This window comes from Hylemonella sp. P2_B10 (assembly GCF_056404875.1).
On sequence record NZ_JBFUDE010000002.1, the window covers coordinates 712,641 to 736,705 of the forward strand.

Below are 24,065 nucleotides of genomic sequence, written 5' to 3' on the forward strand. Positions count from 1 at the left end.
ACCCACAACCTCGCTGGCATTTTCCATGCATACTCTGACGCTGTGAAGGACGCCGCCGACCACCAGACCGATCGCCAGACCAGCATCCCCATGCCGCCTGCCGCACCCGCGCTGGCCATGGGTTGGGGGGATGCGCTGGCGCCGCGCGCTGACAGCGGCCATTTCGACGAACTGCGGGCCTTGAGCGCACTGGGCGGCGAACCCGACCGCATGACACCGGGTTGGAGCCAGTTTTTCCGCGATGCCGACGTGCGCAGCCTGGCGCAGTTGCGCGATCTGTCGGCCACGCTGGCACGGCAGATCCATGACAACGGCGTCACCTACAACGTCTATGCCGACGCCGACGGCCCCCAGCGCCCCTGGTCGCTGGACCTGTTCCCGCTGATCCTGTCCGCCGCTGACTGGCAGGTGCTGGAGGCCGGCGTGCAGCAGCGCGTGCAGCTGCTCAACCAGGTGATGGCCGATGTCTACAGCCACCAGCAGTTGCTGGCCAAGGGCTTGCTGCCGGCCGCGCTGGTGCAGGGCCACCCGGGCTACCTGCGCCCCATGCACGGCGTGGAGCCGGTGGGCGGCAACTACCTGCACATCGCCGCGTTCGACTTGGCGCGCGGCCCCAAAGGCGCCTGGTCGGTGGTGGGCCAGCGCACCCAGGCGCCCTCGGGCCTGGGCTACCTGCTGGAAAACCGGCTGGCCATCTCGCGCCTGTTCCCCCATGCTTTCCAAAGCATGCGGGTGCAGCGCCTGGCCGGCACCTACCGCGCGCTGATGGACGGCATGCGCCAGATGAGCCCGGCCGGCCATGACGCTCACATCGCGCTGCTGACGCCCGGTCCCTACAACGAGACCTATTTCGAACACGCCTACCTGGCGCGCTACCTGGGCCTGACCCTGGTGGAGGGCAGCGACCTGACGGTGCGCGACCAGCGCCTGTTCCTGAAGACACTGAAGGGCCTGGAGCCGATTGACGGGCTGCTCAAACGCGTGGACGACCAGTACCTGGACCCGCTCGAGCTGCGCTCCGACTCCACGCTGGGTGTGCCCGGGCTGCTGCAGGCCATACGCGCGGGCAACCTGCTGGTGGCCAACGCGCCGGGCACGGCCTTTCTGGAGTCCACCGCGCTGCTGGGCTTTTTGCCGGCGCTGTGCCGCCACCTGCTGGGCGAAGAGCTGAAACTGCCCTCGCTGCCCACCTGGTGGTGCGGCGAGCACGCGGCGATGGAAGCGGCGCTGCCGCTGCTGAAGCAAAGCGCCATCAAGCCCACCTACCCCGGCTCGCAGGCGCATGGCAACTTCGAAGCGGTGCTGGGTGGCACGCTGTCGGCGCGCGAGATGGAGGAATGGTCTGAGCGCATCCACGCGCGCAGCGACCAGCATACCGTGCAGGCCTACATGCCCCTGTCGCAAATGCCCACCTGGCGCAGCCAGCGCGACAGCGGCCACATCGTGCCGCGCTCGCTGATGCTGCGGGTGTTCGCCATCAGCGACGGACCGGGTTCCTGGCGCGTGCTGCCCGGGGGGCTGACGCGCGTGGCCAGCACCGGCGCCGACATCGCCTCGATGCAGCGCGGCGGCAGCAGCGCCGACACCTGGGTGCTGACCACCGGCGAGGTGGACACCACCACCCTGCTGCAACCCCGCCTGACGGCCAGCGTGGTGGCGCTGCGCAAACGCATGGTGACCAGCCGCGCGGCAGAAAACCTGTTCTGGCTGGGCCGCTACTCCGAGCGGGCCGAAAACACCCTGCGTCTGGCGCGCATCACGCTGGAGTGCCTGAGTGGCGAGGAACAGTCCTCCGAGCCCTTGCTGGACTGGCTCAACGGCATGGCCCTGGCCAACACGCTGGTGCTGCCCGGCGTGCCCTCGGCCAAACAGTCGCCGCTGATCTTCGAGCGCGCCATCATTGCCAGCCTGGGCGCGACCGACCTGGCCACCAGCGTGGGCTACAACCTGCGCGCGCTCAAGGGCGCGGCCGCCAATGTGCGCGAGCGGCTGTCGCAGGAGCACTGGGCGGTGATCGTGCGCACCGAGGAAGAGCTGACCGCCCGCTGCGCGTCGCTGAGCCGGCGCGGCGAGTTCTCCAGCATGGAGGCGCTGCGCATCCTCAAATCGGCCAGCACCGCCATGGCCGCCATCACCGGCGCGCAGACCGACCGCATGACGCGCGACGACGGCTGGCGCCTGCTCAGCGTGGGTCGCCACATCGAGCGCCTGGGCTTCCTGGCCAACGCGCTGGTGCGCGGCTTCGAGGCCGGATCGGTGCTGGATGACGGTGGCTTCGAGGCCATGGTGGCACTGTTTGACAGCACCATCACCTTTCACGCCCAGTTCCAGCAAAGCCGTGAACTGGCCGCGCTGGTGGACCTGATCGTGCTGGACCGCGACAACCCGCGCTCGCTGGGTTGGGTGGCGCAAACGCTGCGCGGACGCCTGGCCAAGCTGGCCGGCAGCCCGGCCGACAGCCTGAGCACGCTGTCGTTGCGCGTGCCCGACCCCGGCTCCTGGGGCCTGGCCCAGTTGTGCGAGGCCGATGCCAACGGGCAGTTCAGCACGCTGACCGACCTGCTGTGGTCATGCAGCGACGCCGCCTACGAGCTGTCTGAACACATCAGCGCCACCTACTTCACCCATTCAGGCGAAGCCAAACAATCGTTGGGTGCGTGAAGCATGGACTTGCAGGTCACCCACGAAACCCGCTACGGCTACACGCCGGCGGTGGAGATCGCCCAGCACATGGCTTTCCTGCAGCCCATCAACACCGCCACCCAGCAGGTGCTGCAGCACACCATGGAAGTGACGCCGGAGCCGGCCCACCGCCACCACGCGCTGGATGTGTTCGGCAACCACCGCTGCTTCTTCTCGCTGCAGACGCCGCATGAGGAACTGGTAGTGAAGGCGCACAGCCATGTGCTGACGCGGCCGCTGGCGCTGCACACCAGCAGCATCACCTGGGAGGACATGCGCGAACTGATGCGCTACCGCAAGCATGTGGACTATGACCCGGCGGTCGAGTTCAGCTTCCCCTCGCCGCACGTGCCGCTGGACGACGCCTTTGCCGACTACGCCCGCGCCAGCTTCCCACCCGGCGCCACCGTGCTGGATGGCGCGCGCGACCTGATGCAGCGCCTGCATGCCGATTTCGACTACGTGCCGCAAAGCACCCAGATCAACACCCCGGCGCTGGAAGCCCTGGCGCAGCGCAAGGGGGTGTGCCAGGATTTCGCCCACATCATGCTGGGTTGTCTGCGCACACTGGGCCTGCCGGCGCGCTATGTCAGCGGCTACCTGCTGACCGAGCCCGCCGCCGGGCAGCCGCGCCTGGTGGGCAGCGACGCCTCGCATGCCTGGATATCCCTGTACCTGCCGGACTGGCCGGCCCAATCGCCCTGGTGCGACCTGGACCCGACCAACAACCAGATGGGCTGCGGCTCGCCGGCCGAGCACTATGTGACGCTGGCCCATGGGCGCGACTTTTCCGACGTGTCGCCGCTGCGCGGCGTGATCCACGGCGGCGCCTCGCACACGCTGGCGGTGGCGGTGACGGTGGCGCCGGTGTTGGAGGACAATGACGCCGCCGAGCCTGCCCAAACGCAGTCTCAAAGCCAAAGCCAATCCCAAAGCATGGAACCGTGACCATCATGAGCATTTACGACAAACTGAAAGCACTGGGCATTGAATTGCCCCCTGTCTCCGCCCCCGCCGCCGCCTATGTGCCTTTCGTGCAGACCGGCAACATGGTGTTCCTGAGCGGCCACATCGCCAAGAAAGACGGCAAGCCCTGGGTCGGCCAGTTGGGCAAGACCATGGCCACCGAAGAAGGCAAGGCCGCCGCCCGCGCCATCGCCATCGACCTGATGGGCACGCTGCACGCTGCGGTGGGCGACCTGAACCGCGTCAAGCGCATCGTCAAGCTGATGTCGCTGGTCAACTCCACCCCGGACTTCACCGAGCAGCACCTGGTGACCAACGGCGCCAGCGAGCTGATCGGCCAGGTCTTCGGCGACAAGGGCGCGCACGCACGCAGCGCGTTTGGCGTGGCGCAGATTCCGCTGGGCGCTTGCGTCGAGATCGAGCTGATTGCTGAGGTTGCCTAGTTTGCGTTGACGTGGCTCCGCAGCGCGTCAGCGGCTGAATTGGCCCTTCCCCGGTGAGCAGGTCCGCTGCGCGGACTCCCCTGCGGTGCTCGAAGCCGGTGGAAAACGCACAAACTCGCTTCGCTCAAACATGTGCGTTTCTTTTTCCACCGTCTTCTGCGCTCCTCGGCTGCTCACAGGGGGCCCTTAGCCAATTCAGCCGCTGACGCGCTGCTTCCTGGCATTCGTGGCGCTGCAAATACCGAACACCAACTCCCTCCGTTCGGGCTGAGCTTGTCGAAGGGCTGGCACACATGTATGCGTGAAGGGCTTCGACAAGCTCAGCCCGAACGGACGGCATGCACGCATGTACCAACGTCGGCATTCCAAGGTCACGCCCGCCAACGGCCCCGATGTCGCTGGGGCGCGTGGCGCAGCGGCATCAAGGAGAAGGGCCGCAGGCCCGGGGGACAGCCGCGGAGCCACGCGCACCAGCGGCGTCGGCAGTTAACAAACCGAAGAACGCGTCAGACCTGCGTAGGCGTCAGCAACTGTCTCAGGTAGGCCTCGAACTGCGCCGCCGGCTGCGGCCGGGCAAACAGGTAACCCTGGCCCTGGTCGCAGCCCAGTTCACGCAGCTTGGTGTAGGTGGGCTGGTCTTCGATGCCCTCGGCGGTGGTCGACAGACCCAGGCTGTGCGCCATCTGGATGATGGCCTGCACGATGGCCAGGTCGTGCGGGCTGGCGTTGAGCCTGCGAATGAAGGACTGGTCGATCTTCAGCTTGTCCACATCGAAGCGCTGCAGGTACGACAGGTTGGAGTAACCGGTGCCGAAATCGTCGATGGACAGGCGCACGCCCAAGGCTTTGAGGGCCTGCAGGGTTTCGATGAACTTCTCCGAATCCTGGATCAGCTCGGACTCCGTCAGCTCCAGCTCCAGAAAACCGGGCCTCAGACCCTGGTTCTTCAGCGCCGCGTCCACCACCTCCTCGATGTTGCCGCGCCGGAACTGCACCATGGACAGGTTCACTGCCAGCACGAACTCCGGCAAGCCAGCCGCCTGCCAAACCGTCATCTGGCGGCAGGCCTCCTGCAGCACCCACTCGCCCACGTCCACGATCAGGCCTGAACGCTCGGCGATGGGGATGAACTTCATCGGCGGAATCAGCCCCTGCTCGGGATGGCGCCAGCGTATCAAGGCCTCGGCACCCACCAGCGCGCCGCTGGCCATGTCCAGCACCGGCTGGTAGTGCAGCTCGAACTCGCCGCGCAGCAAGGCCTGGCGCAGGCCGGAGGTGATGTTCAGCTCCTCCACCATGCTGCGGTTCATGGCCTCGTCGTAGTAGCGGAAGGTGTTGCGGCCGGCTTCCTTGGCGTGGTACATGGCCGTGTCCGCACCCTTGAGCAGTTGCTCGAAGTCCTCGCCGTCCTGTGGGAACACGGCAATGCCTATCGAGCACGACGACTCCACCCGGGTGTCGCGCACCATGTACGGCTGGGCCAGTTTCTCCAGCAGGTGGGTCACCGCAGTGCCGGCCCGGTTGGCGCTGGTGACGTCAGGCAGCATCACCAGGAATTCGTCACCGCCATGGCGGCTGACGGTGTCGGTCTCACGCACCGTGCTGACCAGGCGCTGCGCCACCTGCTGCAGGAACTCATCGCCGGCGGAGTGGCCCAGCGAGTCGTTGATGTTCTTGAAGTTGTCCAGGTCGATGAACATCAGCGCCACCTGGCCATTGATGCGCCGGGCGTGCGCCATCGCCTTTTCCATGTACTCGCGCCCCAGCAGGCGGTTGGGCAGTTTGGTCAGCGCGTCGTGCTGGGCCAGGTAGGCCAGGTTGGCCTTGGACTGGTTGACCAGCTCCACCTCCGCACGCAGTTGCTCCAGCGCATTGCGCAGGTCGCCCGACAGCAGCCACAGCGCGACGGCGCAGGCACTGAGCACCATCACCAGCACGATCAGGCGGTTGACCGACGGCGGCACCACCGGGTAGGTGCGCCAGCCCAGCAGCGAGGACAACACCAGGCCGAAAATGCACAGCAGCATCACCCCCAGCAGCATGAACAGGTGGCGCGGCGGCGCCAGCATGGCGGCAAACACCAGGATGGTCGGGTAGCCATACATGGCCGCGCTGTACACACCCTGGCCATTCCACAGAACCAGGGTGACGCAGGCCGTCTGTGCCGTCAGCAGCACCAGGCAGCCGGCCTGCGTGGCGCCGCGCTGGTGCAACAACACGCTCAGGCCCACGACGCCCAGCGTGACGCCGGGCACGCCGATGTTGCTCCAATTGGCCTGGGGCGCCGCGATCAACATGCCCAGTACCAATATCAGCGCGGTCAGCGCGGCAATCTGACGAAGGCGTCGCCCGTAGAGCTGGTGTTCAGCCTGGTAATTCGAGGGCTGAAAATCGGGCATGGACGTCAGAAACCGGGCTCCCGCGCTTTCAGGCTGAATGCGGCAGCGCCAGCGCCTGGCTTGCCAACAGCGCAGAAGGGCGGCCGCCAGGACCCGTCGACTCACCGACCTTGAACACCGCCACCGCCTGTGCCAACTGCCCGGACTGCTCGCGCAGGCTCTCAGCAGCGGCCGCGCTCTGCTCCACCAGGGCGGCGTTTTGCTGCGTCATCTGGTCCAGGTTGCTTATGGCCTCGTTGACGTGGGCGATGCCCGCACTCTGCTCGGCGGCAGCAGCGGTGATCTCGCTGATCACTTCGGCCACCCGGCGCACCGATTGCACGATATCGCCCATGGTGCTGCCGGCATCCGTCACCAGCCGCGTGCCGGACTCCACGCTCTGCACCGAGGCACCGATCAGCGCCTTGATCTCCTTGGCCGCCTCGGCGCTGCGGCCAGCCAGGCTGCGCACCTCGGCCGCCACCACGGCAAAGCCGCGGCCCTGCTCACCGGCACGCGCCGCTTCCACGGCGGCATTCAGCGCCAGGATGTTGGTCTGGAAGGCGATGCCGTCGATGACGCTGATGATGTCGGCAATGCGCTTGCTGGAGGCATTGATCTCTTCCATCGTGGCCACCACCTGCTGCACCACCGCGCCGCCCTTTTCTGCCACGCTGGAGGCGCTGGCAGCCAGGCTGCTGGCGGTGCGCGCGTTGTCGGCGCTTTGGCGCACCGTGCTGGTCAACTCGTCCATGCTGGAGGCGGTGGACTGCAGGTTGCTGGAGGTCTGCTCGGTGCGCTGGGCCAGGTCGTTGTTGCCAGAGGCGATCTCCGAGCTGGCGGTGGTGATGCTGTCGGTGCTCTGGCGCACCAGGGACACCATCTGCCCCAGTGACTCGTTCATCGACGCCAGCGAGCGCATCAGGTCGCCAAATTCATCGGCGCGCGAGGTGTCCACGCGTCCACTCAGGTCGCCCTGGGCGATGCGCGAAGCCAGGCGGTTGGCCTGCACCAGCGGCTGGCGTATCGAGCGTATCAGGAACACCGTGCCCACCAACAGGCCCACCACCAGCACCCCCACAAAGGTCACCGCCACACGGGTGGTGGTAGCGCGGGCGGCGGCAATCTCATCCAGGAACTTGGCGATGGACTTTTCTTCCATTTGCACCAGCTCGCGCAGCGAGCCCAGGTACACATTGACCGCCGGGTTGTAGTCGGTGGCGATGAGCTTGGTCGCCTCCTCCGCCTTGCCGTCGGTCTTCATCTGCCGGGCCTTGTTGCGGATGTCGATCATGGTCTTGCGGTTGGCGGCGATCTTGTCCATCTGCGCCTTTTCCTCCGGCGTCAGTTTCATCGCCTCAATGGACTTTTGCACCTCGCTGATCTGCGCCGAGGTAGCGGTGATGGCGTCCTTGAAGGCGGCCTCGACCGCCGGGTCGGCACTGGTGACCACGGCCAGCGTGCGCGCGGCATTGGTCTCGGTCATGCCGGACCACTTGCTGGCGGCCTTGGCACGGGCATTCAGATCGACCAGCGTGGTGTCCATCTGTTCCTGCAAGGCGGCAGCACGCATTGCAGCGCCCGCCAACAGTGTGGCCAGGGCCAGCATGATGATGCCCACAGCAATCCACAGCTTGGTGGCAATGCGCAGATTATTGAAGTTCATTTTTGGTCACCTCATCCAACGGGGCTCGCGCACGGAACCAGGGCTGTCCGCAATTTCATTCTATAGAGTCCCCATGCCGCAGCAAGGTTCTTTTCAAGCCAGGCGGCTAATGGTTTGCCCCGATACATGGCTCAGTTGCGCTTCGGTCACACATTGCGGCGCGATCTCGGCCAGTGGCAGCAGCACAAAAGCACGCTCTGCCATGCGCGGGTGCGGCAACGTCAGCCGCGGGCTGGCGATGCGGCCCTGGCCGTACCACAATAAGTCCAGGTCCAGCGTGCGCGGTGCATTCACATAGGGTCGCTCACGACCCGCCAGGGCTTCCAGATCCTGCAAGGCGTCCAGCAAATCCGGTGCTGTCAGTCCGGTCTGCACCAGGGCCACGGCGTTGATGAAGTCCGGCCCCTGGGCCTGCAGCGGTGCGCTGCGGTACAACGAAGAGGCCCGCAGCACCCGCGTACTGGACAACGTGCCCAGGTCTTGCAACGCCTGGCGCACGGCGGCTTGCGCGTCCCCCAGGTTGGCACCCAGCGCAATGCAGGCTTCTACATCCAAGCGGTCGTGCTCGCCCAAGATGCTCAAGCAGCGTTGTCCGGTGGCGCCCCGCCACCAGCATCCACACCGCCCTTGGCGTTGGGGCGGCGGCGGCGGCGGCGTTTCTTGGGTGCCGCGCCGACGGCGCCAGTGTCACCGGTGCCGTCTGCGGCGCCCTCGCCTGTGCCACCCGCTGCTGCGCCGACGTCCACCGGTGCGCCCTGGTGCGCGCCGGCCTGCGGCTGTGCCTTGGGCACGCGGCGCTGACGGTTGCTCTGCTCTTCGCGCACCTGGTCCACCAGATCCTCGCGCATGCTGTCGCTGGCGGTGCTGAACTCCTGCCACCAATCGGCCAGCACCACGTCCACTTCGCCGGCGTCCGCCCGCAGGCGCATGAAATCGAAACCGGCGCGAAAGCGCGGCTGCTCCACCATGCCGAAGGGCGAACTGCCCACGCGCTTGTCAAAGCGCGGTTGCATCATCCAGATCTCACGCATGTCGGCGGCCAGCTTGCCGCGGCCCGAGACGTCGCCGATGCGGGCATTGAACACATCGTCGATGGCATCCTGCAGCGCGGCGAACGAATGCTGGCGCTGCGCGATGCGGGCGGCCCAGCCATCGCGCACGTCGGACCACAGCACACAGGCCAGCAGGAAGCTGGGCGCCACTGGCTTGCCTTCGCCGACGCGGCGGTCGGTGTCTATCAGTGCGGCATTGACGAAGCCCTGCTCCGCGCGCTCCACCACCACGTCCAGCAGCGGGTAGATGCCGCGCGCCAGGCCCAATTTTTTGAGCGTCGCCACCGAGGCCAGCGCATGGCCGGTCTGCAGCAGCTTGAGCATCTCGTCAAACAGCCGGCTTTGCGGCACATCGGCCAGCAGTTCCTGCGACTTGACCAGCGGCGCCGCCGTCTTGGGCTCGATCGTGAAACCCAGGGCGCTCAGCTTGGCGGCGAAGCGCACCGCGCGGATGATGCGCACCGGGTCCTCGCGGTAGCGAGTGGCCGGGTCGCCGATCATGCGCATCACGCGCTTCTTCACGTCGGCGATGCCACCGTGGTAATCCACCACCACCTGCGTCTGCGGGTCGTAGTACATGGCATTGATGGTGAAGTCGCGCCGCGCAGCGTCTTCCTCCTGCGGGCCCCAGACGTTGTCGCGCAGCACGCGGCCACTGGCGTCCACGGCGTGCTTCATGCCGGCCAACTCGCTCTTGCTGGTGCGCTCGTTGCCGCTCACGGCCTCGGCGGCAGCGGCCTCCAGGTAGGCGCGGAAGGTGGAGACCTCGATCACCTCATGCTCGCGCCCGCGGCCATACACCACGTGTACGATGCGAAAACGCCGGCCGATGATGAAGGCGCGGCGGAACAAGCCCTTGACCTGCTCGGGCGTGGCGCTGGTGGCGACGTCAAAGTCCTTGGGCCGCAGGCCCACCAGCAGGTCGCGCACCGCGCCACCCACGATGTAGGCCTCGTAGCCGGCCTGCTGCAGCGTCTGCACGACGTTGATGGCGCGTTCGTCCACCAGCGCGGGGTTGATGCCGTGCGCCTGGGCGCCGACTTCCTCACGCTTGCCGAACTTGGGTTTCTTGCTGCGCGAGGTGGTCACACCGGCCTTGTCCAGCAGCTTGTCGATGAATTTCTTGATCATGTTTGCTCATTCGGGCGCAACCGGACTGGCCGGCCAAACCCCACGTTCCTCAGGGGAACAACTCCAGTATGCGCCATCCCCGCCGGCTTGCAATGTCCCGCAGTGCCGGGTCGGGATTGGTGGCCACCGGCTGGTTGACTTTCTCCAGCAACGGCAGGTCGTTGATGGAATCACTGTAAAAACTGCTGTGCACGTCGCCCCAGCCAAGACCACGCTGCGCCAGCCATTGCTCGACCCGTGCCACCTTGCCCTCGCGAAATGACGGCGTGCCGTGGATGTCGCCGGTGATCCAGCCACTGCCTCCCGCTGCATTGTCGCGCACCAGCGCCACCGCGATCAGCTCCGGGATTCCCAGCGCGTGTGCGATGGGACGGGTCACGAACTCGTTGGTCGCCGTCACCACCACCAGCTGGTCGCCGGCCTGGCGGTGGCCATCCACCAGCGCCAGCGCGGCGGGCCGGATGGCCGGGCGTATCACTTCAGCCATGAAACGCGCATGCGCGGCCAGCGAGGCCGCCTCGCCATGGCGGCGCAGCGCCTCGGTGGCGAAGCGCACGTAGGCGTGGATGTCCATGGTGCCCGCCTTGTACTGGGCGTAGAAGGCATCGTTGCGGCGGTTGAACTCGTCGGCGTCGGTCCAGCCCAGCGCGGCGGTGAAGCCGCCCCAGGCGTAGTCCGAATCCAGCGGGATCAGCGTGTGGTCGAGGTCGAACAAAGCGAGATTCATGGTTCAAGTCCCCGCCGGGCCGCCCCAAGGGGACTGCGGCCCCCTCGGGGGGCAGCGAGTACACGCAGTGACGAGCGTGGGGGCCACATTCATTCACTTTCGAGCATGCTCTTGAGCAGCGGCACGGTGATGGCGCGCTTGGTCTGCAGCGCGAAGCCGTCCAGCTCGGCCAGCAACTGCATCAGGCTGCCCAGGTCGCGGCTGAAACGCGTCAGCATGAAGTCCATCACCTCGTCGCTGAGGAACACGCCGCGCGCGTCGGCGGTCTGGCGCAGCACCGCACGCCGCTCGGGCTCGCTGAGCACACGCAGCGCGAACACATGGCCCCAGCCCAACCGGGTGCGCAGGTCGTCGCGCAATTTCAGATCGGCCGGCGGCAACTCACCGGCGGCCAGCACCGGGCGTTGTGCGGTCTGGGCGTTGACGAACCAGTTGAAGGCGGTGTGCTGCTGGCTGGCGGTGTACAGGTGCACGTCATCCAGCACCACCGCCGCCCAGGCCTCGGTATAGGCCGGTGGCTCATGCACGCTGCTGTCCAGCCAACCGACGCCGGCACCTTGGCCACGCAGGGCCTCGCGCGCCGCCTTCAGCAAGTGGGTCTTGCCGCTGCCGGCAGGGCCCCAAAAGTAGCTGGGCACCGGCGAGCGGGTGGCTGAATGGGCCTTGTCGGCGACCCAGACCTGCATGTGCTGCAAGGCATCGGCATTCGGCCCGGCCAGGAAGTTGTCCAAGGTGGGGCCGGCATACAGGCCGATGTCCAAGGCCATCTGCTTCATCATGGCGGATTGCCCTTGCTGCCCTTGCTGCCCTTGCCGTCATCACCCAGGTACAGCTTGCTGGCCAGGTAGCTGGCGCGGGTGCGCCGTATCGCCACCAGCAGCACGGCACTGGCCGGCAGCGCCACCAGCACGCCGACAAAGCCGAACAATTGGCCGAACACCAGCAGCGCGAAGATCACCGCCAGCGGGTGCAGGCCGATGCGCTCGCCCACCAGACGCGGCGTGAGAAAGAAGCTCTCGACGATCTGGCCCGAGCCATACACCACCGCCACCATGACGACGGCGCGCCAGGGGCCGGCAACACCGGCCGCGAATTCCAGAAAGCCCGCCAGCGTGGCCAGCACCAGGCCGATGCCAAAACCCACGTACGGCACGAAGATGGCCAGGCCGGTGAAGATGCCGATGGGCAGCGCCAGGTCCAGGCCGAACAACGCCAGCCCCAGGCTGTAGAAGATGGCCAGGATGCCCATCACCAGCAGCTGGCCGCGCAGGTATTGGCCCAACACGGCGTCGGCCTCGTTGGTGAAGCTGTCAAAGCCCGGGCGCATGTGCGGCGGCACCAGTTGCAGCAGGTTGGCGACGAAGCGCCGCCAGTCCATCAGCAGGTAGAACAACGCCACCGGGATCAGCACCGCGTTGCCGATGATGGCAAAAGCCACGCTGCCGCCCAGCTTCAGCGAGGACACCACGGAGCCAAAGGCGTCTTCCATGTTGGCGTTCAGGTAGGTCAGCACAAAAGCCTTCAGGCTGGCCACGTCCAGCGACACATTCAGGCCGAGCTGGGCAGCCATGGGCTTCAAGGCGTTGTTCAGCATGTCCAGCAGCACCGGCACCTGCTGACGCAGCAACGGCAGTTCCTTGGCCAGGATCGGTACGATCAGCAACAACAGCCCCAGCACGGCGACGACAAACAGCAGCTCCACGATGACCACCGCCAGCAGGCGCGGCATCCTGCCCTTGCCCAAAGCGTCCAGCCGGTCCACCAGCGGTGTCAGCGCATAGGACAGCACGGCGGCCACCACAAAGGGCGTCAGCACCGGCGCCAGCAGCCACAGCAGCAGCGCCAACACCCCCGCAATGCCCAACCAGGCCATGGCGCGCTTTTGGGTCGCTGTGAATTGCATAGAAATTGATGAAATGGGCGAAAACGGCTTGGACCGGAGAGGCTGGCTATCGGGCCAGCCGGGGAGGTGCGGACCCCAGATGCACGGGCCGGCTGCTACCCCGCAAATTCTATCGGGCTCCTGGCGCCTTCCCGCATGCAATCGGCGAGCCTTGCAGGATTACTGTGAAATCGTGTCTTAAATTGATCGACGGCAGTCTGCATCTGAGCGGACAATAAGCATAAATCATCTAAAAATAAGGGCCTTAGAAACACCAACTCCAGGAGAAGTTACTTTGAATACCTGTCTGATAGTGATCGATGCGCAAGAGTCCTTCCGGCATCGCCCGTATTTCAGCGAACGCGACCTGCCGGCCTACCTGGCAGCGCAAAACGCGCTGATTGACGGTTGCGCGGCGCGCGGCGTGCCCATCGTCCGCATCTTCCATGTCGAGGGCCCCGAGACACCGGAGAACGCCTTCTCACTGGCCAGCGGACTGGTGCGCCCCTTGACCGGATTGACCGGCTTTGACGCCGCCATCACGCTGCACAAGTCGCGTCACAGTGCCCTGGTGGGCACCGGCCTGGACGTGTGGCTGACGCGCCAGGGCGTGCAGCGCATCATCGTCAGCGGCATTCGCACCGAACAGTGCTGCGAAACCACCGCCCGTCATGCGTCAGACCTGGGCTACCAGGTGGACTACGTGACCGACGCCACGCTGACCTTCGACATGCAGTTGCCCGATGGCGGCCCGCTGCCGGCGGCCGACATCAAGGCCCGCACTGCCGCCGTGCTGAGCCAGCGCTTTGCCACGCTGTGCAGCGTGGCGGACGCCCTGCAGCGACTGCCAGAGCTCGTGGCGGCATGACAACCCCCGCGCCGCAGCCACCCATCCACGTCCACTTCGTGTTGCTGCCCGACACGTTGGTGCTGGACTGGGCCGGCCCGGCCGAAGCCTTGCGCATCGCCAACCAGCAATTGCGCGCCCAGGGCCAGCCCGAGGCTTTCGTGCTGCACTTTGTCGGCCCACAGCCCCAAACGTCGGGTTCGGTGGGCGTCACCCTGGCCGGGCTGCAGCCGCTGCCGGCCCACCTTCCCGCACCCAGCTGGCTGGTGCTGCTGGGCCAGGTGGGCGCCAGCGTGCAGCTGCACACGCCGGCGGTGCGCGAGTTGCTGGCCTGGTTGCGCGGTCTGCGCCTGGGCCTGGGCACGCTGGAGTTGATGACCGTGTGCGCCGGCAGCGTGCTGGCCGCTGGCGCCGGACTGCTGGCCGGCCGGCGGGCCACCACCCACCACCAGCACCTGGGGCAACTGGCCGCCACCGAGCCGCACTGCGACGTGCAGGCCAACCGGGTGTTTGTCGCCGACGGCCCGGTCTGGACCAGCGCCGGCGTCACCACCGGCATCGACCTGGCGCTGCACCGCATCGCCCAGGTGTGCGGCGACGCCGTGGCCGCCCGGGTGGCGCAAACCATGGTGGTGGGCCTGCGCCGCGGGCCGCAGGACCCGGAGCTGTCCCCCTTCCTGGACCACCGCAACCACCTGCACGCCGCGCTGCACCGGGTGCAGGACGCCATCAGCCAGCAGCCGCGCGCCGCCTGGAGCGTGCCGGCGATGGCGCAGTTGGCCCACACCTCGCCACGCCACCTGGCCCGGCTGTTCGAGGAGCACGCAGGCGTCGCGCCACTGGCTTACCTGCGCCGCATACGCCTGCATACCGCGCAGGCAGCGCTGGCCAGCGGCCACAACGTCACCCAGGCCGCCGAGCTGGCCGGCTTCAGCTCGGACACGCAATTGCGCCGCACTTGGCGCCAGTTTGGCCTGGCCGGCAGCCCTTCCGGCAGCCCGGCCAAACCCGCGCCGAGCACCCGAATGCTACAAAAACACTAGCTTTCAACCCGCATTTTGACTGGACTTGAGGGCCGCTTTGCCGGAAAATCGTTGGTCCGGGGGCGTGAATCCAGGGCGGCCAGCGCAGAGCGGCCAGAACACCCCACAGCGAACAGGAACAGTGGCAAGCACATGCCGGTCATCGCAGTCATCAACCGCAAGGGGGGCAGTGGCAAGAGCACGCTGGCCGCCCATCTGGCGGCCAAGCTGGCACGCGACGGCCATGCCGTGATGCTGGGTGATGTGGACCGCCAGCAGTCCACGCGCGCCTGGCTGCGCCGCCGCAATCCGGCATTGCCGGCGATACAGCCCTGGGCCATCGACCAGAAAAACGTCATGCGGGTGCCCCCTGGCATCAGCCATGTGGTGCTGGACACGCCCGGCGGCCTGCACGGTTTCGAGTTGGCGCGCACCGTGATGTTCGTCGACACCATCCTGATCCCGGTGTGCAACTCGGCCTTCGACCGTGAGGCCGCCGCCGCCTGCCATGCCGAACTGATGACGCTGCCGCGCGTGGCCAGCGGCCGCTGCCGGCTGGCCGCCGTGGGCATGCGGGTGGACGGGCGCACCCATGCGGCGCAGACGCTGACCGACTGGGCAGAAGCCTTGGGCCTGCCCTTCCTGGGCGTGCTGCGCGAAACCCAGCTGTATGTGCAATGCCTGGAACGCGGCATGACGGTGTTTGACCTGTCGCCCAGCAAAGCCGCCGCCGACCTGGCGCAGTGGCAACCCATCCTGCAATGGCTGGCCAGCAGGCCGGCCGACGAGGCTGCGCCGGCCACGCCGCGCGAGGCTGCTGCAGCAGCAGCGGCAGCAGTCCAGCGCCTTGGCAGCACTCGGCCTGCCAGCCTGATGCCGGCGCAAGGCTCCATGCTGCAGGGCGGGCGCCTGCAAGGCCTGCGCGCCGGCGGCCCGGCGCGGGGGACAAGCCACAGTGCAGAGACCCCCACGCTGGCGCGGCCCGGCAGTCCGCTGGGGCTGCAACTGCCCTCTTTCCTGAAACAACCGGCTTGAGAAGCCCGTCAAGGCGCAAGCCTGGCGGGGAGATGCAGACGCAACAACAGCGCGACTGCTAGCGCTTGATGGCCCGGCGCAGCGAGACCAGGCGCTCGGTGATCTCGTCCATGTCCAGCTCGTCCTCGGCGTTGGCCAGGTACAGCTCCAGGTCGGTCACTGCCAGCGCCAGGTTGCCCTGCTCGGCATGCGCCAGGCCGCGGTCGCGGTACTCGGACCAGGCCTGCGGCAGCAGCACCACCAGCCGGTCATGCACCGCCAGCAGGCGCGGCCAATCCTTGTGCGCCTTGTAGATTTCCTTCAAATTGCGCAGCATGCGGGCGATGATGTCGCGCGGCTGCATGGCCTGCAGGTACAGGCCCAGCGGCACCTCGAACTCGTCCATCATGCCGCTGCGCTGGCGAAACGGCTCCAGCCGCTCGGTCAATTCCTCGCGGCCCAGCGAATGGCCGTTGAACGGGTCGATCACCACCTGGCCCTTGGGCAGGTTGACCTTGACCATGAAATGGCCGGGAAACCCCACGCCGCGCGCCGCCAGCCCCAGGCCCTGGGCCAGCTCTATCCACAGCACCGCCAGCGAGATCGGGATGCCCCGGCGGGTGCGCAGGATGACGTTCAGGTAACTGTTGTCGGGGTCGTAGTAGTCGTTGACGTTGCCGCCAAAGTTCAGGTCGTGGAAAAAGAACTGGTTCAGCACCCGCAGCCGGTGCAGCGGCGTGGCGTCAGAGGCCACCCGGCGCTTGACGCGGGCCAGCAGCTGGTCCACGTCGCCCAGCACCTGCTGCACGTCCAGATCGGGGTATTCGTCCTGGGCCAGGCTGATGGCCGTTTCCAGCAAAGGGAATTCCGCGTCGCTCTGAACCAGGGTGGAGAAGTACTCCAGCGGAGTGGGGGCGACGAACAGCAAATTCAGGTGGCGGCCGGAGCCGGCAAAACAGCGGTTGACAAAGCGGCGGATACCCAGGCAGGTAAAAAGCCCATGGCGGTATTGTGCCCGCGAACCCGCCTGGCCCACAAGCGCACTGTGGTGGCTTTACCGACAGAGAAACAGCAGAAAAACGGCGTTGATGCGGCTTCAATGCCGCAAAAACTGCCGCCACTTCAAGCCGGCGGCCAGCACAGCGCTGAAGTAGATCACCGCCGAGCCCCCCAGCACACCCGCCATCAGCAAGATGCGCTGGGCGTTCCCGCCTGGCGGCGCGGTCCAGGCGTAGCTGCTGCTGGCCCACATCAGGAAAATGGCCAGCAAGGCGCTGGCCGCCACCACCTGCAGCAGGAACATGCCCCAGCCCGGGCGCGGCTTGTAGCCGCCATGGCGCACCAGCCCCAGCAGCAGCCAGCCGGCGTTGACCAGCGCGCCCAGGCCGATGGAGAGCGTCAGCGCCGCATGGCGCAGGTGCGGCACCAGCACGAAGTTCAACCCCTGGGTGACCACCAGCACCACCACCGCGATCTTGGCCGGCGTTTTCATGTCGTTGTTGGCAAAGTAGCCCGGCGCCAACACCTTGATGGCCACGATGCCCACCAGCCCGGCGCTCCAGCCCTGCACCGCCAGCGCGGTCTGCTGCACGTGGAAGGCCGAGTAGGCGCCGTAGTTCAGCAGCACTGCGACCAGCGGTTCGGCAAAGGTCAGCAGCGCCACGGCGCAGGGCAGCGACAGGAACACCACGAAGCGCAGCGCCACATCCAGCAGGCCCGAATACTTGTCCATGTCGTCAGAGGCCTTGGCGGACGACAATTGCGGCATCAACACCACCCCCAGCGCCACCCCGAGCAGGGCGGTGGGGAACTCCATCAGCCGGTCGGAATTGGTCAGGAAGGTGACGCTCCCGGGCGCCAGGTGCGAGGCGATCTGGGTGTTGATCAGCAGCGAGATCTGCGCCACGCTGACGCCCAGCATGGCCGGCAGCATCAGGCTGGTCACCTTGCGGGTGGTGGGGTCGGCCCAGGCCTCGCGCACCGCTGACCAGCGCCAGCCAATGCGCGGCAGCAGGCCCAGCGCCAGCAGCGTGGGCACCTGCACCGCCAGCTGCAGCAGGCCGCCGGCCATCACGCCCACCACCATCACGTAGATCGGCTCCAGCCCCAGGCTGCGGAACCAGGGCACGCCCAGCCAGGCAGCGAGGATCATGGCCAGGTTCAGCAGCACCGGCGTGGCGGCTGACACGGCAAAGCGGCGCCAGGTGTTCAGCACGCCGGAGGCCAGCGCCACAAGCGACATGAAGCCGATGTAGGGGAACAGCCAGCGCGACATCAGCACCGCGGCGTCGAAGCCCTGCGGCACCTGCTGCAGGCCGCTGGCCATGACCCAGACCATCGCCGGCGCAGCCAGCACGCCCACCGCACAGGTCAGCACCAGCACCCAGGTGAGCAGCGTGGCCACCCTGTCAATCAGCAGCTTGGCCGCAGCATCGCCCTGCTGGGCCCTGCAAGCCGCCAGCGTGGGCACGAAAGCCTGGGTGAAGGCCCCCTCGCCCAGCACGCGGCGAAACAGGTTGGGGATGCGGAAGGCGACGTTGAAGGCGTCCGTCAGAGGTGAGGCGCCAAAAGCCGCCGCCATCAGGGTGTCACGCGCCAGGCCGGTGATGCGGGAGGCCAGGGTCAGCAGCGAGACGGTGGAGGCGGATTTGAAAAGGCTCACAAAAGCGAGTGTAGCCGCTCACTTTGCAGGTCCCGTGCAGACCGGTCCCAGTCCCCGCCGGGCCGCCCCAAGGGGACTGCGGCCCCCTCGGGGGGCAGCGAGTTACACGCAGTGAACGAGCGTGGGGGCCATCCAGCTGCTATAATTGAGGGCTTTGCTGACAACATCCACAGACTAAGGAACATTCAAAATGGCATCTGGAAAGCCGAAGAAAAAGAACCCGCGCCTGGCGTCGGGCCGCAAGCGCGTCCGTCAGGACGTCAAGATCAACGCCGCGAACACCTCGCTGCGTTCCAAATACCGTACCGCCGTGAAGAACGTGGAAAAGGCCGTTGCCGCTGGCGACAAGGCCAAGGCCACGGAAGCTTTCGGCAAGATGCAAGCCGTGGTGGACACCGTGGCTGACAAGGGCATCTTCCACAAGAACAAGGCAGCTCGCGACAAGAGCCGCCTGTCGACCAAGGTGAAAGCCCTGGCAACGGCTGCTCCGGCAGCCGCAAAGGCCGCCTGACCTCCATCAGGCAATCGCACGGAGTCTCAGGGCTCCGCCGTTTGTAACGGGTGCGCTGTCAGCAAAGCAAAAACCGCCTCTCGGGGCGGTTTTTTGTTGTCCGCGAGAAACAGGCTGTCGGCTGCCTATTCCTCGAACTTCACCTGCAGCCCATTGTCACGGGCGAAATTCAGGCAAAAGTCCCAGGCCATGACGTCGTAGTCGCGCAGTTCGGGGTCGATCACCACGCTGCGCACACCGTCCACGGTGGTGGGCACGCACCAGGGCGAGTAGCTCATGTGGCTGCCGGGTTGCGGCCCGCCGGGGCGAAACTGGCTCATCACCCCGGCCAGGCGTTCCGCCCAGTCGCTGGGGCGAAAGGGGCGGCCATTCTGGGTCTGGCCCAGGATGGTGACGCTCTTGACGGATTTGGGGACCATGCGGCTAGGGTTTGGGTGTGGGCTGCGCCATTGTGGTGCTTGACCGGCGATGCTGCGCCGCACCAAGATTTTACCCTTGTGACGGCCTGACACAGGCTGTTCGGCCTTGCAAGTTTAGAATCCGGGTTCAACGGCCCACATCACGTTGGGCCGCTTTGTTTTCACGCCACCCTGGAGCCTGCCATGAATGCCGCCGCCCACAACCTCGCCGAGCCCGCATCGCCCCACGTGATGGACACCTATGGGCGCGTGCCCATTGCGCTGTCGCACGGCCAGGGTTGCCGCGTGTGGGACGTCAATGGCAAGGAATACCTGGACGCGCTGGCCGGCATCGCCGTCAACACCCTGGGCCACAACCACCCCAAGCTGGTGCCGGCGTTGCAGGACCAGATCGCCAAGCTGATCCACACCTCCAACTACTACCACGTGCCCAACCAGGAAGCGCTGGCCGCCAAGCTGGTGGCGCTGTCGGGCATGACCAACGTGTTCTTCGGCAACTCGGGCCTGGAGGTCAACGAGGGGGCGCTGAAGCTGGCGCGCAAGTTCGGCCACGACAAGGGCATCGAGAAACCCGAGATCGTGGTCTATGAAAAAGCCTTCCACGGCCGCTCCATCGCCACGCTGTCCGCCACCGGCAACACCAAGGTGCAGGCCGGCTTTGGCCCGCTGGTGGAAGGCTTCATCCGCGTGCCGCTGAACAGCATCGATGCGTTGAAAGAAGCCACCGAAGGCAACCCCAATGTGGTGGCGGTGTTCTTCGAAGCCATCCAGGGTGAAGGCGGCGTCAACCCCATGCACATGGACTACCTGCGTGACGTGCGCAAGCTGTGCGACGAGCGCGACTGGCTGCTGATGATTGACGAAGTGCAATGTGGCATGGGCCGCACCGGCAAGTGGTTTGCCCACCAGTGGGCCGGCATCACCCCCGATGTGATGCCGCTGGCCAAGGGCCTGGGTTCGGGCGTGCCGATCGGCGCGCTGGTGGCCGGCCCGAAGGCGGCCAAGGTGTTCGGCCCGGGCAACCACGGCACCACCTTCGGCGGCAACCCGCTGGCCATGCGCGCCGGAGTGGAGACGCTGCGCATCATGGAAGAAGAAGGCCTGCTGGCCAATGCCACCAAGATCGGCGAGCGGCTGAACGCCGCCTTCAAGCGCGAGTTCGCCACTGAGCTGGCCAGCGGCCAAGTGAAAGAAATTCGCGGCCAGGGCCTGATGATTGGCATCGAGCTGGCCAAGCCCTGCTACGAGCTGGTGAAGCTCTGCGCCAAGAACGGCCTGCTGATCAGCGTCACCGCCGACACCGTGATACGCCTGCTGCCCGCCTTGATCATGACCGAGGCCGAGGCCGACGAACTGGTGGGCATCCTGTGCCCGCTGGTCAAGCAGTTCCTGGCTGGCACGTGACGATGGCGATCCGGCATTTCCTGCAATTCAGCGACTTCACGGCCGAGGAGCACGCCTACCTGTTCGAGCGCGCGGCCTTCATCAAGAAGAAGTTCAAGGCCTACGAGAAGCACTACCCGCTGGTGGACCGCACGCTGGCGATGATCTTCGAAAAGGCCTCCACCCGCACGCGCGTCAGCTTCGAGGCCGGCATGTACCAGTTGGGCGGCAGCGTGGTGCACCTGACCACCGGCGACAGCCAGTTGGGCCGCGCCGAGCCGATTGAGGACAGCGCCAAGGTCATCAGCCGCATGGTGGACCTGGTGATGATCCGCACCTTTGAGCAAACCAAGATCGAGCGCTTTGCCGAGCATTCGCGCGTGCCGGTGATCAACGGCCTGACCAACGAGTTCCACCCCTGCCAGATCCTGGCCGACATCTTCACCTACATCGAGCACCGTGGCCCCATCGCCGGCAAGACGGTGGCCTGGGTGGGCGATGGCAACAACATGGCCAACACCTGGCTGCAGGCCAGCGAGCAATTGGGCTTCACGGTGCACCTGAGCACCCCCAGTGGCTACGAGGTCGACCAGTCGGTGGCCGGCTTGCGTTCGGGCAACAGCTACAAGGTGTTCCAGGACCCGATGGAAGCCTGCGCCGGTGCCGACCTGGTCACCACTGATGTGTGGACCAGCATGGGCTTCGAGGCCGAGAACGACAAGCGCCGACTGGCCTTCGCCGACTGGCGCGTGGACGCCGAGATGATGGCCATCGCCAAGCCCGACGCCCTGTTCATGCACTGCCTGCCCGCGCACCGCGGCGAAGAGGTGGATGCCGACGTCATCGACGGCCCGCAGTCGGTGGTGTGGGAAGAGGCCGAGAACCGCATGCACGTGCAGAAGGCGTTGATGGAGTACTTGCTGCTGGGGCGGCTGTAGGCCCGTGGCGCGATGGGGGCCGTCGCACAGATACGGTATGCGAGCTTTTGGCGCCGAGCCGGCGCATTGTTGCTGGACGGCCTGATCATCCTCGGCGCGGCGGTGCTGGCGCTGGCTGTCATGCTGGCCTTGACCTCCAGCACAGCCAAGCAATCGGATACTTGGATGTTGACCTGGGTGCTTTTCATGGGCTTCAGCATCAGCCTGGGGCCGCTGTATTTCGGCCTGCAGGAGTCCGGGCGGAGCAGGGCGACACTGGGCAAGCGCCTGTTCTGCATCCAGGTCACCCGGCCTACGCAACTGCCGCTGGGGTTTTGGCGAGCCATCGCACGCAACCTGTTGCACGTCCTGTCAGCGGTCTTGCTGCTCGGCTACCTCATCCAGCCATTCACGCGCAGGCGGCAAGCCTTGCATGACCTGCTGACCGACACCGTGGTGACATTAACCCCCGGGAATGCAGTCAGGAGACTGATCGCGGCCTTCCTGTACCTGCTGGCGTCCGTGTTGACCCTGATTTTGGCGGCCCTACTGGCCTGGACCGCCATCAATGCAGGGGATGACGCATTGAAACCGGAGGTGGCACAGGCCATGGTATGGAAGCCGCCCACCAATGCCCTCGACGATAACGGGTACCTGGTGCTACTGGGCAAGGATGCGCAGGCCGGCACAGACCCGTACGACGCCGGCAGGCTGATCCTGCAGCAACAGTTGCTACTCCACGCCCAATTGGCGCCGCATGCCCCCTGGGCGTCGGAGCCCACCCGCAGCCCCAGCTCCGAACCTGCCGGGCGTTGTGACTACCAAAAACAGCATTGCGTCACCCACTACCTGGCAGAGCGGCCAGCCACCGAACAGTTGCTGGCCGCCGCCGAACCGGATGCGCAGAAATTCCTGGCCATGGCACGTGCGGCCAATTTCATCGAAGTGGAAGTGCCCCGGCAGGACGCCCCCCGCCCGCCGCTGCGCTTCCTCAACGACGCGGCCGAATTAATCAGAATCAGAGCCTTGTACAACATTGCTGACGGCAAGCCTAACCTTGGCGTGAACCAGTTGATCGAATGCGCCCAGTTTTCGCGCAGGTTGGTGCGCAGCACTTCCACGGTGGTAGGCCGCATGGTTGCGGTGGGCATGGTGCACCGGGACATGCGCTTGCTCAGTGAGTTGCTCGGGCAATACCCGGCCCTGGCGCAAACGCATGGAGAACAACTGTCACCGCTGACGGCACCGCTGGCGGGCGAAGCCTTCAGCATGCACCCGCCATTCGCTTTTGAGACCACCTTCTCCTTGAACGTGCTGCCGGGCCGAGCCGATGCGACTCGCGAGGCCTGGTGGCGCCGGCTTGCCGTTCGCTTGTTCTACCTACCCAACGCCACGTTGAATGCGTTCTACGCGCAAGCACAGGTACAGACCAACTGGATTGACGCTCAAATCCGGGCGGGGCGACTTCAAGACATCCCGATACCCATGCCGGAGCCGGGCCCGAACCTCTTCGGGTTGGTCTATTTGAGAAATCCGATTGGCGAGCTGCTCGTGGACACGGGATGGGTCAACTACCTCCCCTATTTCCAGCGCCAAGTGGATGCCGACGGGCACGCCCGACTGGTGGGTCTGCAGTTGATGCTGATGCGTCAGCGGATTCCCCACGACAAAATGGGTGACACCGTACAAGCGGCCACGCCCGCCATGCGGGACCCCTACAGCGGTGCGGCCATGCAGTGGGACGTCAAGGCTTCGCAGATCCGCTTCCAGGGCCGGCAACCCTCTAACCACAATTACGGCAAGAGCAGCCTGATCGCTGTCACCATCCCATGAGCGCGTGCACCACCTGCGGCGCCTGCTGCGCGTGCTTCCGGGTCGATTTCTCGGTCTACGAGATGGAAGACATGGGCGGCACGGTGCCCAAGGGGCTGGCTGACGACATCAACGGCAGCACCTGCCGCATGCGCGGCACCGATTACGTACCCATACGCTGCGCCGCTCTGACAGGCGTGGTGGGTCAGAAGGTAGGCTGCGGCATCTACGAATGGCGCCCATCGCCCTGTCGCGAGTTCGAGGAAGGCAGCGACGCCTGCGCGCGAGCCCGTGCCAAGCACGGACTGCCACCATTGAACTGAGCGTTGCTTTTTGCAGGCTGCCGACGCCGCTGGGGCGCGTGGCTACGGGAATGTCCCCCGGCCCTGCGGGCCTCCTCCTTGATTTCCCTCCGCCACGCGCCCCAGCGACCTCGGATCAATTGGCATACGCACCGTCGCAAACCAACCACGTCCGCAGGATCAGGTCGATGCGGCATTCGGCGCAGCGGCATCAAGGAGGAGGCCGCAGGCCGGGGGACAGCCGCGGAG

The 24,065-nt window shown here is 66.3% G+C and carries 21 protein-coding genes; 11 read left to right on the top strand and 10 right to left on the bottom strand.

From position 1 onward, the window contains the following. The first annotated feature begins 90 nt into the window (after positions 1–90). From AC1DX2_RS11110 to AC1DX2_RS11120, 3 genes are read left to right on the top strand one after another with little or no spacing between them, the layout of a single operon-like run. Positions 91–2,661 carry a circularly permuted type 2 ATP-grasp protein gene (locus AC1DX2_RS11110; protein ID WP_477196669.1) on the top strand — a complete coding sequence of 857 codons (2,571 nt, stop codon included), beginning with the start codon at positions 91–93 and terminating at the stop codon, positions 2,659–2,661. Positions 2,662–2,664: 3 nt separating this feature from the next. Further along, positions 2,665–3,630: a transglutaminase family protein gene (locus AC1DX2_RS11115; protein ID WP_477196404.1), complete on the top strand. Its 966-nt coding sequence runs from the start codon at positions 2,665–2,667 to the stop codon at positions 3,628–3,630. A gap of 5 nt (positions 3,631–3,635) precedes the next feature. Further along, positions 3,636–4,091, top strand: a complete 456-nt coding sequence (locus tag AC1DX2_RS11120; protein WP_477196405.1) for a RidA family protein — start codon at positions 3,636–3,638, stop codon at positions 4,089–4,091. Positions 4,092–4,597: 506 nt separating this feature from the next. Here AC1DX2_RS11120 and AC1DX2_RS11125 read toward each other — a convergent pair. The 7 genes from AC1DX2_RS11125 to AC1DX2_RS11155 form a co-directional block, all read right to left on the bottom strand. After that, positions 4,598–6,490, bottom strand: coding sequence for a putative bifunctional diguanylate cyclase/phosphodiesterase (locus AC1DX2_RS11125; protein ID WP_477196406.1), 1,893 nt, complete (start codon positions 6,488–6,490; stop codon positions 4,598–4,600). A gap of 28 nt (positions 6,491–6,518) precedes the next feature. Beyond that, a complete protein-coding gene (locus tag AC1DX2_RS11130; protein ID WP_477196407.1) occupies positions 6,519–8,135 on the bottom strand; it encodes a methyl-accepting chemotaxis protein in 1,617 nt (538 codons plus the stop codon). A gap of 93 nt (positions 8,136–8,228) precedes the next feature. Then, positions 8,229–8,717 (bottom strand): 2-amino-4-hydroxy-6-hydroxymethyldihydropteridine diphosphokinase, encoded by a 489-nt coding sequence (gene folK, locus AC1DX2_RS11135; protein WP_477196408.1) that lies wholly within the window; start codon positions 8,715–8,717, stop codon positions 8,229–8,231. Then, on the bottom strand, positions 8,714–10,318 hold the full coding sequence (gene pcnB, locus AC1DX2_RS11140; RefSeq protein WP_477196409.1) for a polynucleotide adenylyltransferase PcnB: 1,605 nt from the start codon (positions 10,316–10,318) through the stop codon (positions 8,714–8,716). Before pcnB ends, folK begins: the two co-directional genes overlap by 4 nt. 49 nt (positions 10,319–10,367) lie before the next feature. Further along, positions 10,368–11,045 (bottom strand): histidinol-phosphatase, encoded by a 678-nt coding sequence (locus AC1DX2_RS11145; protein ID WP_477196410.1) that lies wholly within the window; start codon positions 11,043–11,045, stop codon positions 10,368–10,370. A gap of 89 nt (positions 11,046–11,134) precedes the next feature. Next, the gene (gene hda / locus AC1DX2_RS11150) at positions 11,135–11,821 is read right to left on the bottom strand and encodes a DnaA regulatory inactivator Hda (RefSeq protein ID WP_477196670.1); all 687 of its coding nucleotides are present in this window, start codon (positions 11,819–11,821) and stop codon (positions 11,135–11,137) included. After that, positions 11,821–12,948, bottom strand: a complete 1,128-nt coding sequence (locus AC1DX2_RS11155; RefSeq protein WP_477196411.1) for an AI-2E family transporter — start codon at positions 12,946–12,948, stop codon at positions 11,821–11,823. The genes hda and AC1DX2_RS11155 overlap by 1 nt, the downstream gene beginning before the upstream one ends. 274 nt (positions 12,949–13,222) lie before the next feature. Between AC1DX2_RS11155 and AC1DX2_RS11160 the strand changes: the two genes are divergently transcribed. The 3 genes from AC1DX2_RS11160 (at position 13,223) to AC1DX2_RS11170 (ending at position 15,831) form a co-directional block, all read left to right on the top strand. Next, positions 13,223–13,795: a cysteine hydrolase family protein gene (locus AC1DX2_RS11160; RefSeq protein WP_477196412.1), complete on the top strand. Its 573-nt coding sequence runs from the start codon at positions 13,223–13,225 to the stop codon at positions 13,793–13,795. Further along, the gene (locus tag AC1DX2_RS11165; RefSeq protein WP_477196413.1) at positions 13,792–14,817 is read left to right on the top strand and encodes a GlxA family transcriptional regulator; all 1,026 of its coding nucleotides are present in this window, start codon (positions 13,792–13,794) and stop codon (positions 14,815–14,817) included. Before AC1DX2_RS11160 ends, AC1DX2_RS11165 begins: the two co-directional genes overlap by 4 nt. 132 nt (positions 14,818–14,949) lie before the next feature. Beyond that, positions 14,950–15,831, top strand: coding sequence for a nucleotide-binding protein (locus AC1DX2_RS11170; RefSeq protein ID WP_477196414.1), 882 nt, complete (start codon positions 14,950–14,952; stop codon positions 15,829–15,831). A 58-nt stretch (positions 15,832–15,889) separates the two neighbouring features. On the opposite strand, the gene AC1DX2_RS11175 is transcribed toward AC1DX2_RS11170, so the two are convergent. Both AC1DX2_RS11175 and murJ read right to left on the bottom strand, forming a co-directional pair. Then, positions 15,890–16,744 (bottom strand): SirB1 family protein, encoded by an 855-nt coding sequence (locus AC1DX2_RS11175; protein WP_477196671.1) that lies wholly within the window; start codon positions 16,742–16,744, stop codon positions 15,890–15,892. A 162-nt stretch (positions 16,745–16,906) separates the two neighbouring features. After that, on the bottom strand, positions 16,907–18,472 hold the full coding sequence (gene murJ, locus AC1DX2_RS11180) for a murein biosynthesis integral membrane protein MurJ (RefSeq protein WP_477196415.1): 1,566 nt from the start codon (positions 18,470–18,472) through the stop codon (positions 16,907–16,909). Between the two features lie 190 nt (positions 18,473–18,662). Between murJ and rpsT the strand changes: the two genes are divergently transcribed. Continuing rightward, the gene (rpsT, locus tag AC1DX2_RS11185) at positions 18,663–18,983 is read left to right on the top strand and encodes a 30S ribosomal protein S20 (RefSeq protein ID WP_477196416.1); all 321 of its coding nucleotides are present in this window, start codon (positions 18,663–18,665) and stop codon (positions 18,981–18,983) included. A gap of 125 nt (positions 18,984–19,108) precedes the next feature. On the opposite strand, the gene AC1DX2_RS11190 is transcribed toward rpsT, so the two are convergent. Next, positions 19,109–19,402, bottom strand: a complete 294-nt coding sequence (locus AC1DX2_RS11190; RefSeq protein WP_477196417.1) for a DUF3579 domain-containing protein — start codon at positions 19,400–19,402, stop codon at positions 19,109–19,111. A 183-nt stretch (positions 19,403–19,585) separates the two neighbouring features. Between AC1DX2_RS11190 and AC1DX2_RS11195 the strand changes: the two genes are divergently transcribed. The 4 genes from AC1DX2_RS11195 to AC1DX2_RS11210 are packed head-to-tail and all read left to right on the top strand — an operon-like array spanning position 19,586 to position 23,837. Continuing rightward, a complete protein-coding gene (locus tag AC1DX2_RS11195; protein WP_477196418.1) occupies positions 19,586–20,806 on the top strand; it encodes an acetylornithine/succinylornithine family transaminase in 1,221 nt (406 codons plus the stop codon). Positions 20,807–20,808: 2 nt separating this feature from the next. Continuing rightward, complete coding sequence (gene argF / locus AC1DX2_RS11200; RefSeq protein ID WP_477196672.1) at positions 20,809–21,723, top strand: ornithine carbamoyltransferase; 915 nt, start codon at positions 20,809–20,811, stop codon at positions 21,721–21,723. Positions 21,724–21,735: 12 nt separating this feature from the next. Continuing rightward, positions 21,736–23,535, top strand: a complete 1,800-nt coding sequence (locus AC1DX2_RS11205) for an RDD family protein (protein WP_477196419.1) — start codon at positions 21,736–21,738, stop codon at positions 23,533–23,535. Then, complete coding sequence (locus AC1DX2_RS11210) at positions 23,532–23,837, top strand: YkgJ family cysteine cluster protein (protein WP_477196420.1); 306 nt, start codon at positions 23,532–23,534, stop codon at positions 23,835–23,837. Before AC1DX2_RS11205 ends, AC1DX2_RS11210 begins: the two co-directional genes overlap by 4 nt. Positions 23,838–24,065: the final 228 nt, after the last annotated feature.

What these genes read in the sequence shown, in the direction of transcription:
- argF (WP_477196672.1), top strand. Translation starts at nt 20,809, where the DNA reads ATGGCGATCCGGCATTTCCTGCAATTCAGCGACTTCACGGCCGAGGAG.
- rpsT (WP_477196416.1), top strand. Translation starts at nt 18,663, where the DNA reads ATGGCATCTGGAAAGCCGAAGAAAAAGAACCCGCGCCTGGCGTCGGGC.
- AC1DX2_RS11145 (WP_477196410.1), bottom strand. Translation starts at nt 11,045, where the DNA reads ATGAATCTCGCTTTGTTCGACCTCGACCACACGCTGATCCCGCTGGAT.
- AC1DX2_RS11165 (WP_477196413.1), top strand. Translation starts at nt 13,792, where the DNA reads ATGACAACCCCCGCGCCGCAGCCACCCATCCACGTCCACTTCGTGTTG.
- hda (WP_477196670.1), bottom strand. Translation starts at nt 11,821, where the DNA reads ATGAAGCAGATGGCCTTGGACATCGGCCTGTATGCCGGCCCCACCTTG.
- AC1DX2_RS11130 (WP_477196407.1), bottom strand. Translation starts at nt 8,135, where the DNA reads ATGAACTTCAATAATCTGCGCATTGCCACCAAGCTGTGGATTGCTGTG.
- pcnB (WP_477196409.1), bottom strand. Translation starts at nt 10,318, where the DNA reads ATGATCAAGAAATTCATCGACAAGCTGCTGGACAAGGCCGGTGTGACC.
- AC1DX2_RS11120 (WP_477196405.1), top strand. Translation starts at nt 3,636, where the DNA reads ATGAGCATTTACGACAAACTGAAAGCACTGGGCATTGAATTGCCCCCT.
- AC1DX2_RS11125 (WP_477196406.1), bottom strand. Translation starts at nt 6,490, where the DNA reads ATGCCCGATTTTCAGCCCTCGAATTACCAGGCTGAACACCAGCTCTAC.
- AC1DX2_RS11205 (WP_477196419.1), top strand. Translation starts at nt 21,736, where the DNA reads ATGGGGGCCGTCGCACAGATACGGTATGCGAGCTTTTGGCGCCGAGCC.
- AC1DX2_RS11155 (WP_477196411.1), bottom strand. Translation starts at nt 12,948, where the DNA reads ATGCAATTCACAGCGACCCAAAAGCGCGCCATGGCCTGGTTGGGCATT.
- AC1DX2_RS11210 (WP_477196420.1), top strand. Translation starts at nt 23,532, where the DNA reads ATGAGCGCGTGCACCACCTGCGGCGCCTGCTGCGCGTGCTTCCGGGTC.
- AC1DX2_RS11115 (WP_477196404.1), top strand. Translation starts at nt 2,665, where the DNA reads ATGGACTTGCAGGTCACCCACGAAACCCGCTACGGCTACACGCCGGCG.
- AC1DX2_RS11195 (WP_477196418.1), top strand. Translation starts at nt 19,586, where the DNA reads ATGAATGCCGCCGCCCACAACCTCGCCGAGCCCGCATCGCCCCACGTG.
- AC1DX2_RS11110 (WP_477196669.1), top strand. Translation starts at nt 91, where the DNA reads ATGCCGCCTGCCGCACCCGCGCTGGCCATGGGTTGGGGGGATGCGCTG.
- AC1DX2_RS11170 (WP_477196414.1), top strand. Translation starts at nt 14,950, where the DNA reads ATGCCGGTCATCGCAGTCATCAACCGCAAGGGGGGCAGTGGCAAGAGC.
- AC1DX2_RS11190 (WP_477196417.1), bottom strand. Translation starts at nt 19,402, where the DNA reads ATGGTCCCCAAATCCGTCAAGAGCGTCACCATCCTGGGCCAGACCCAG.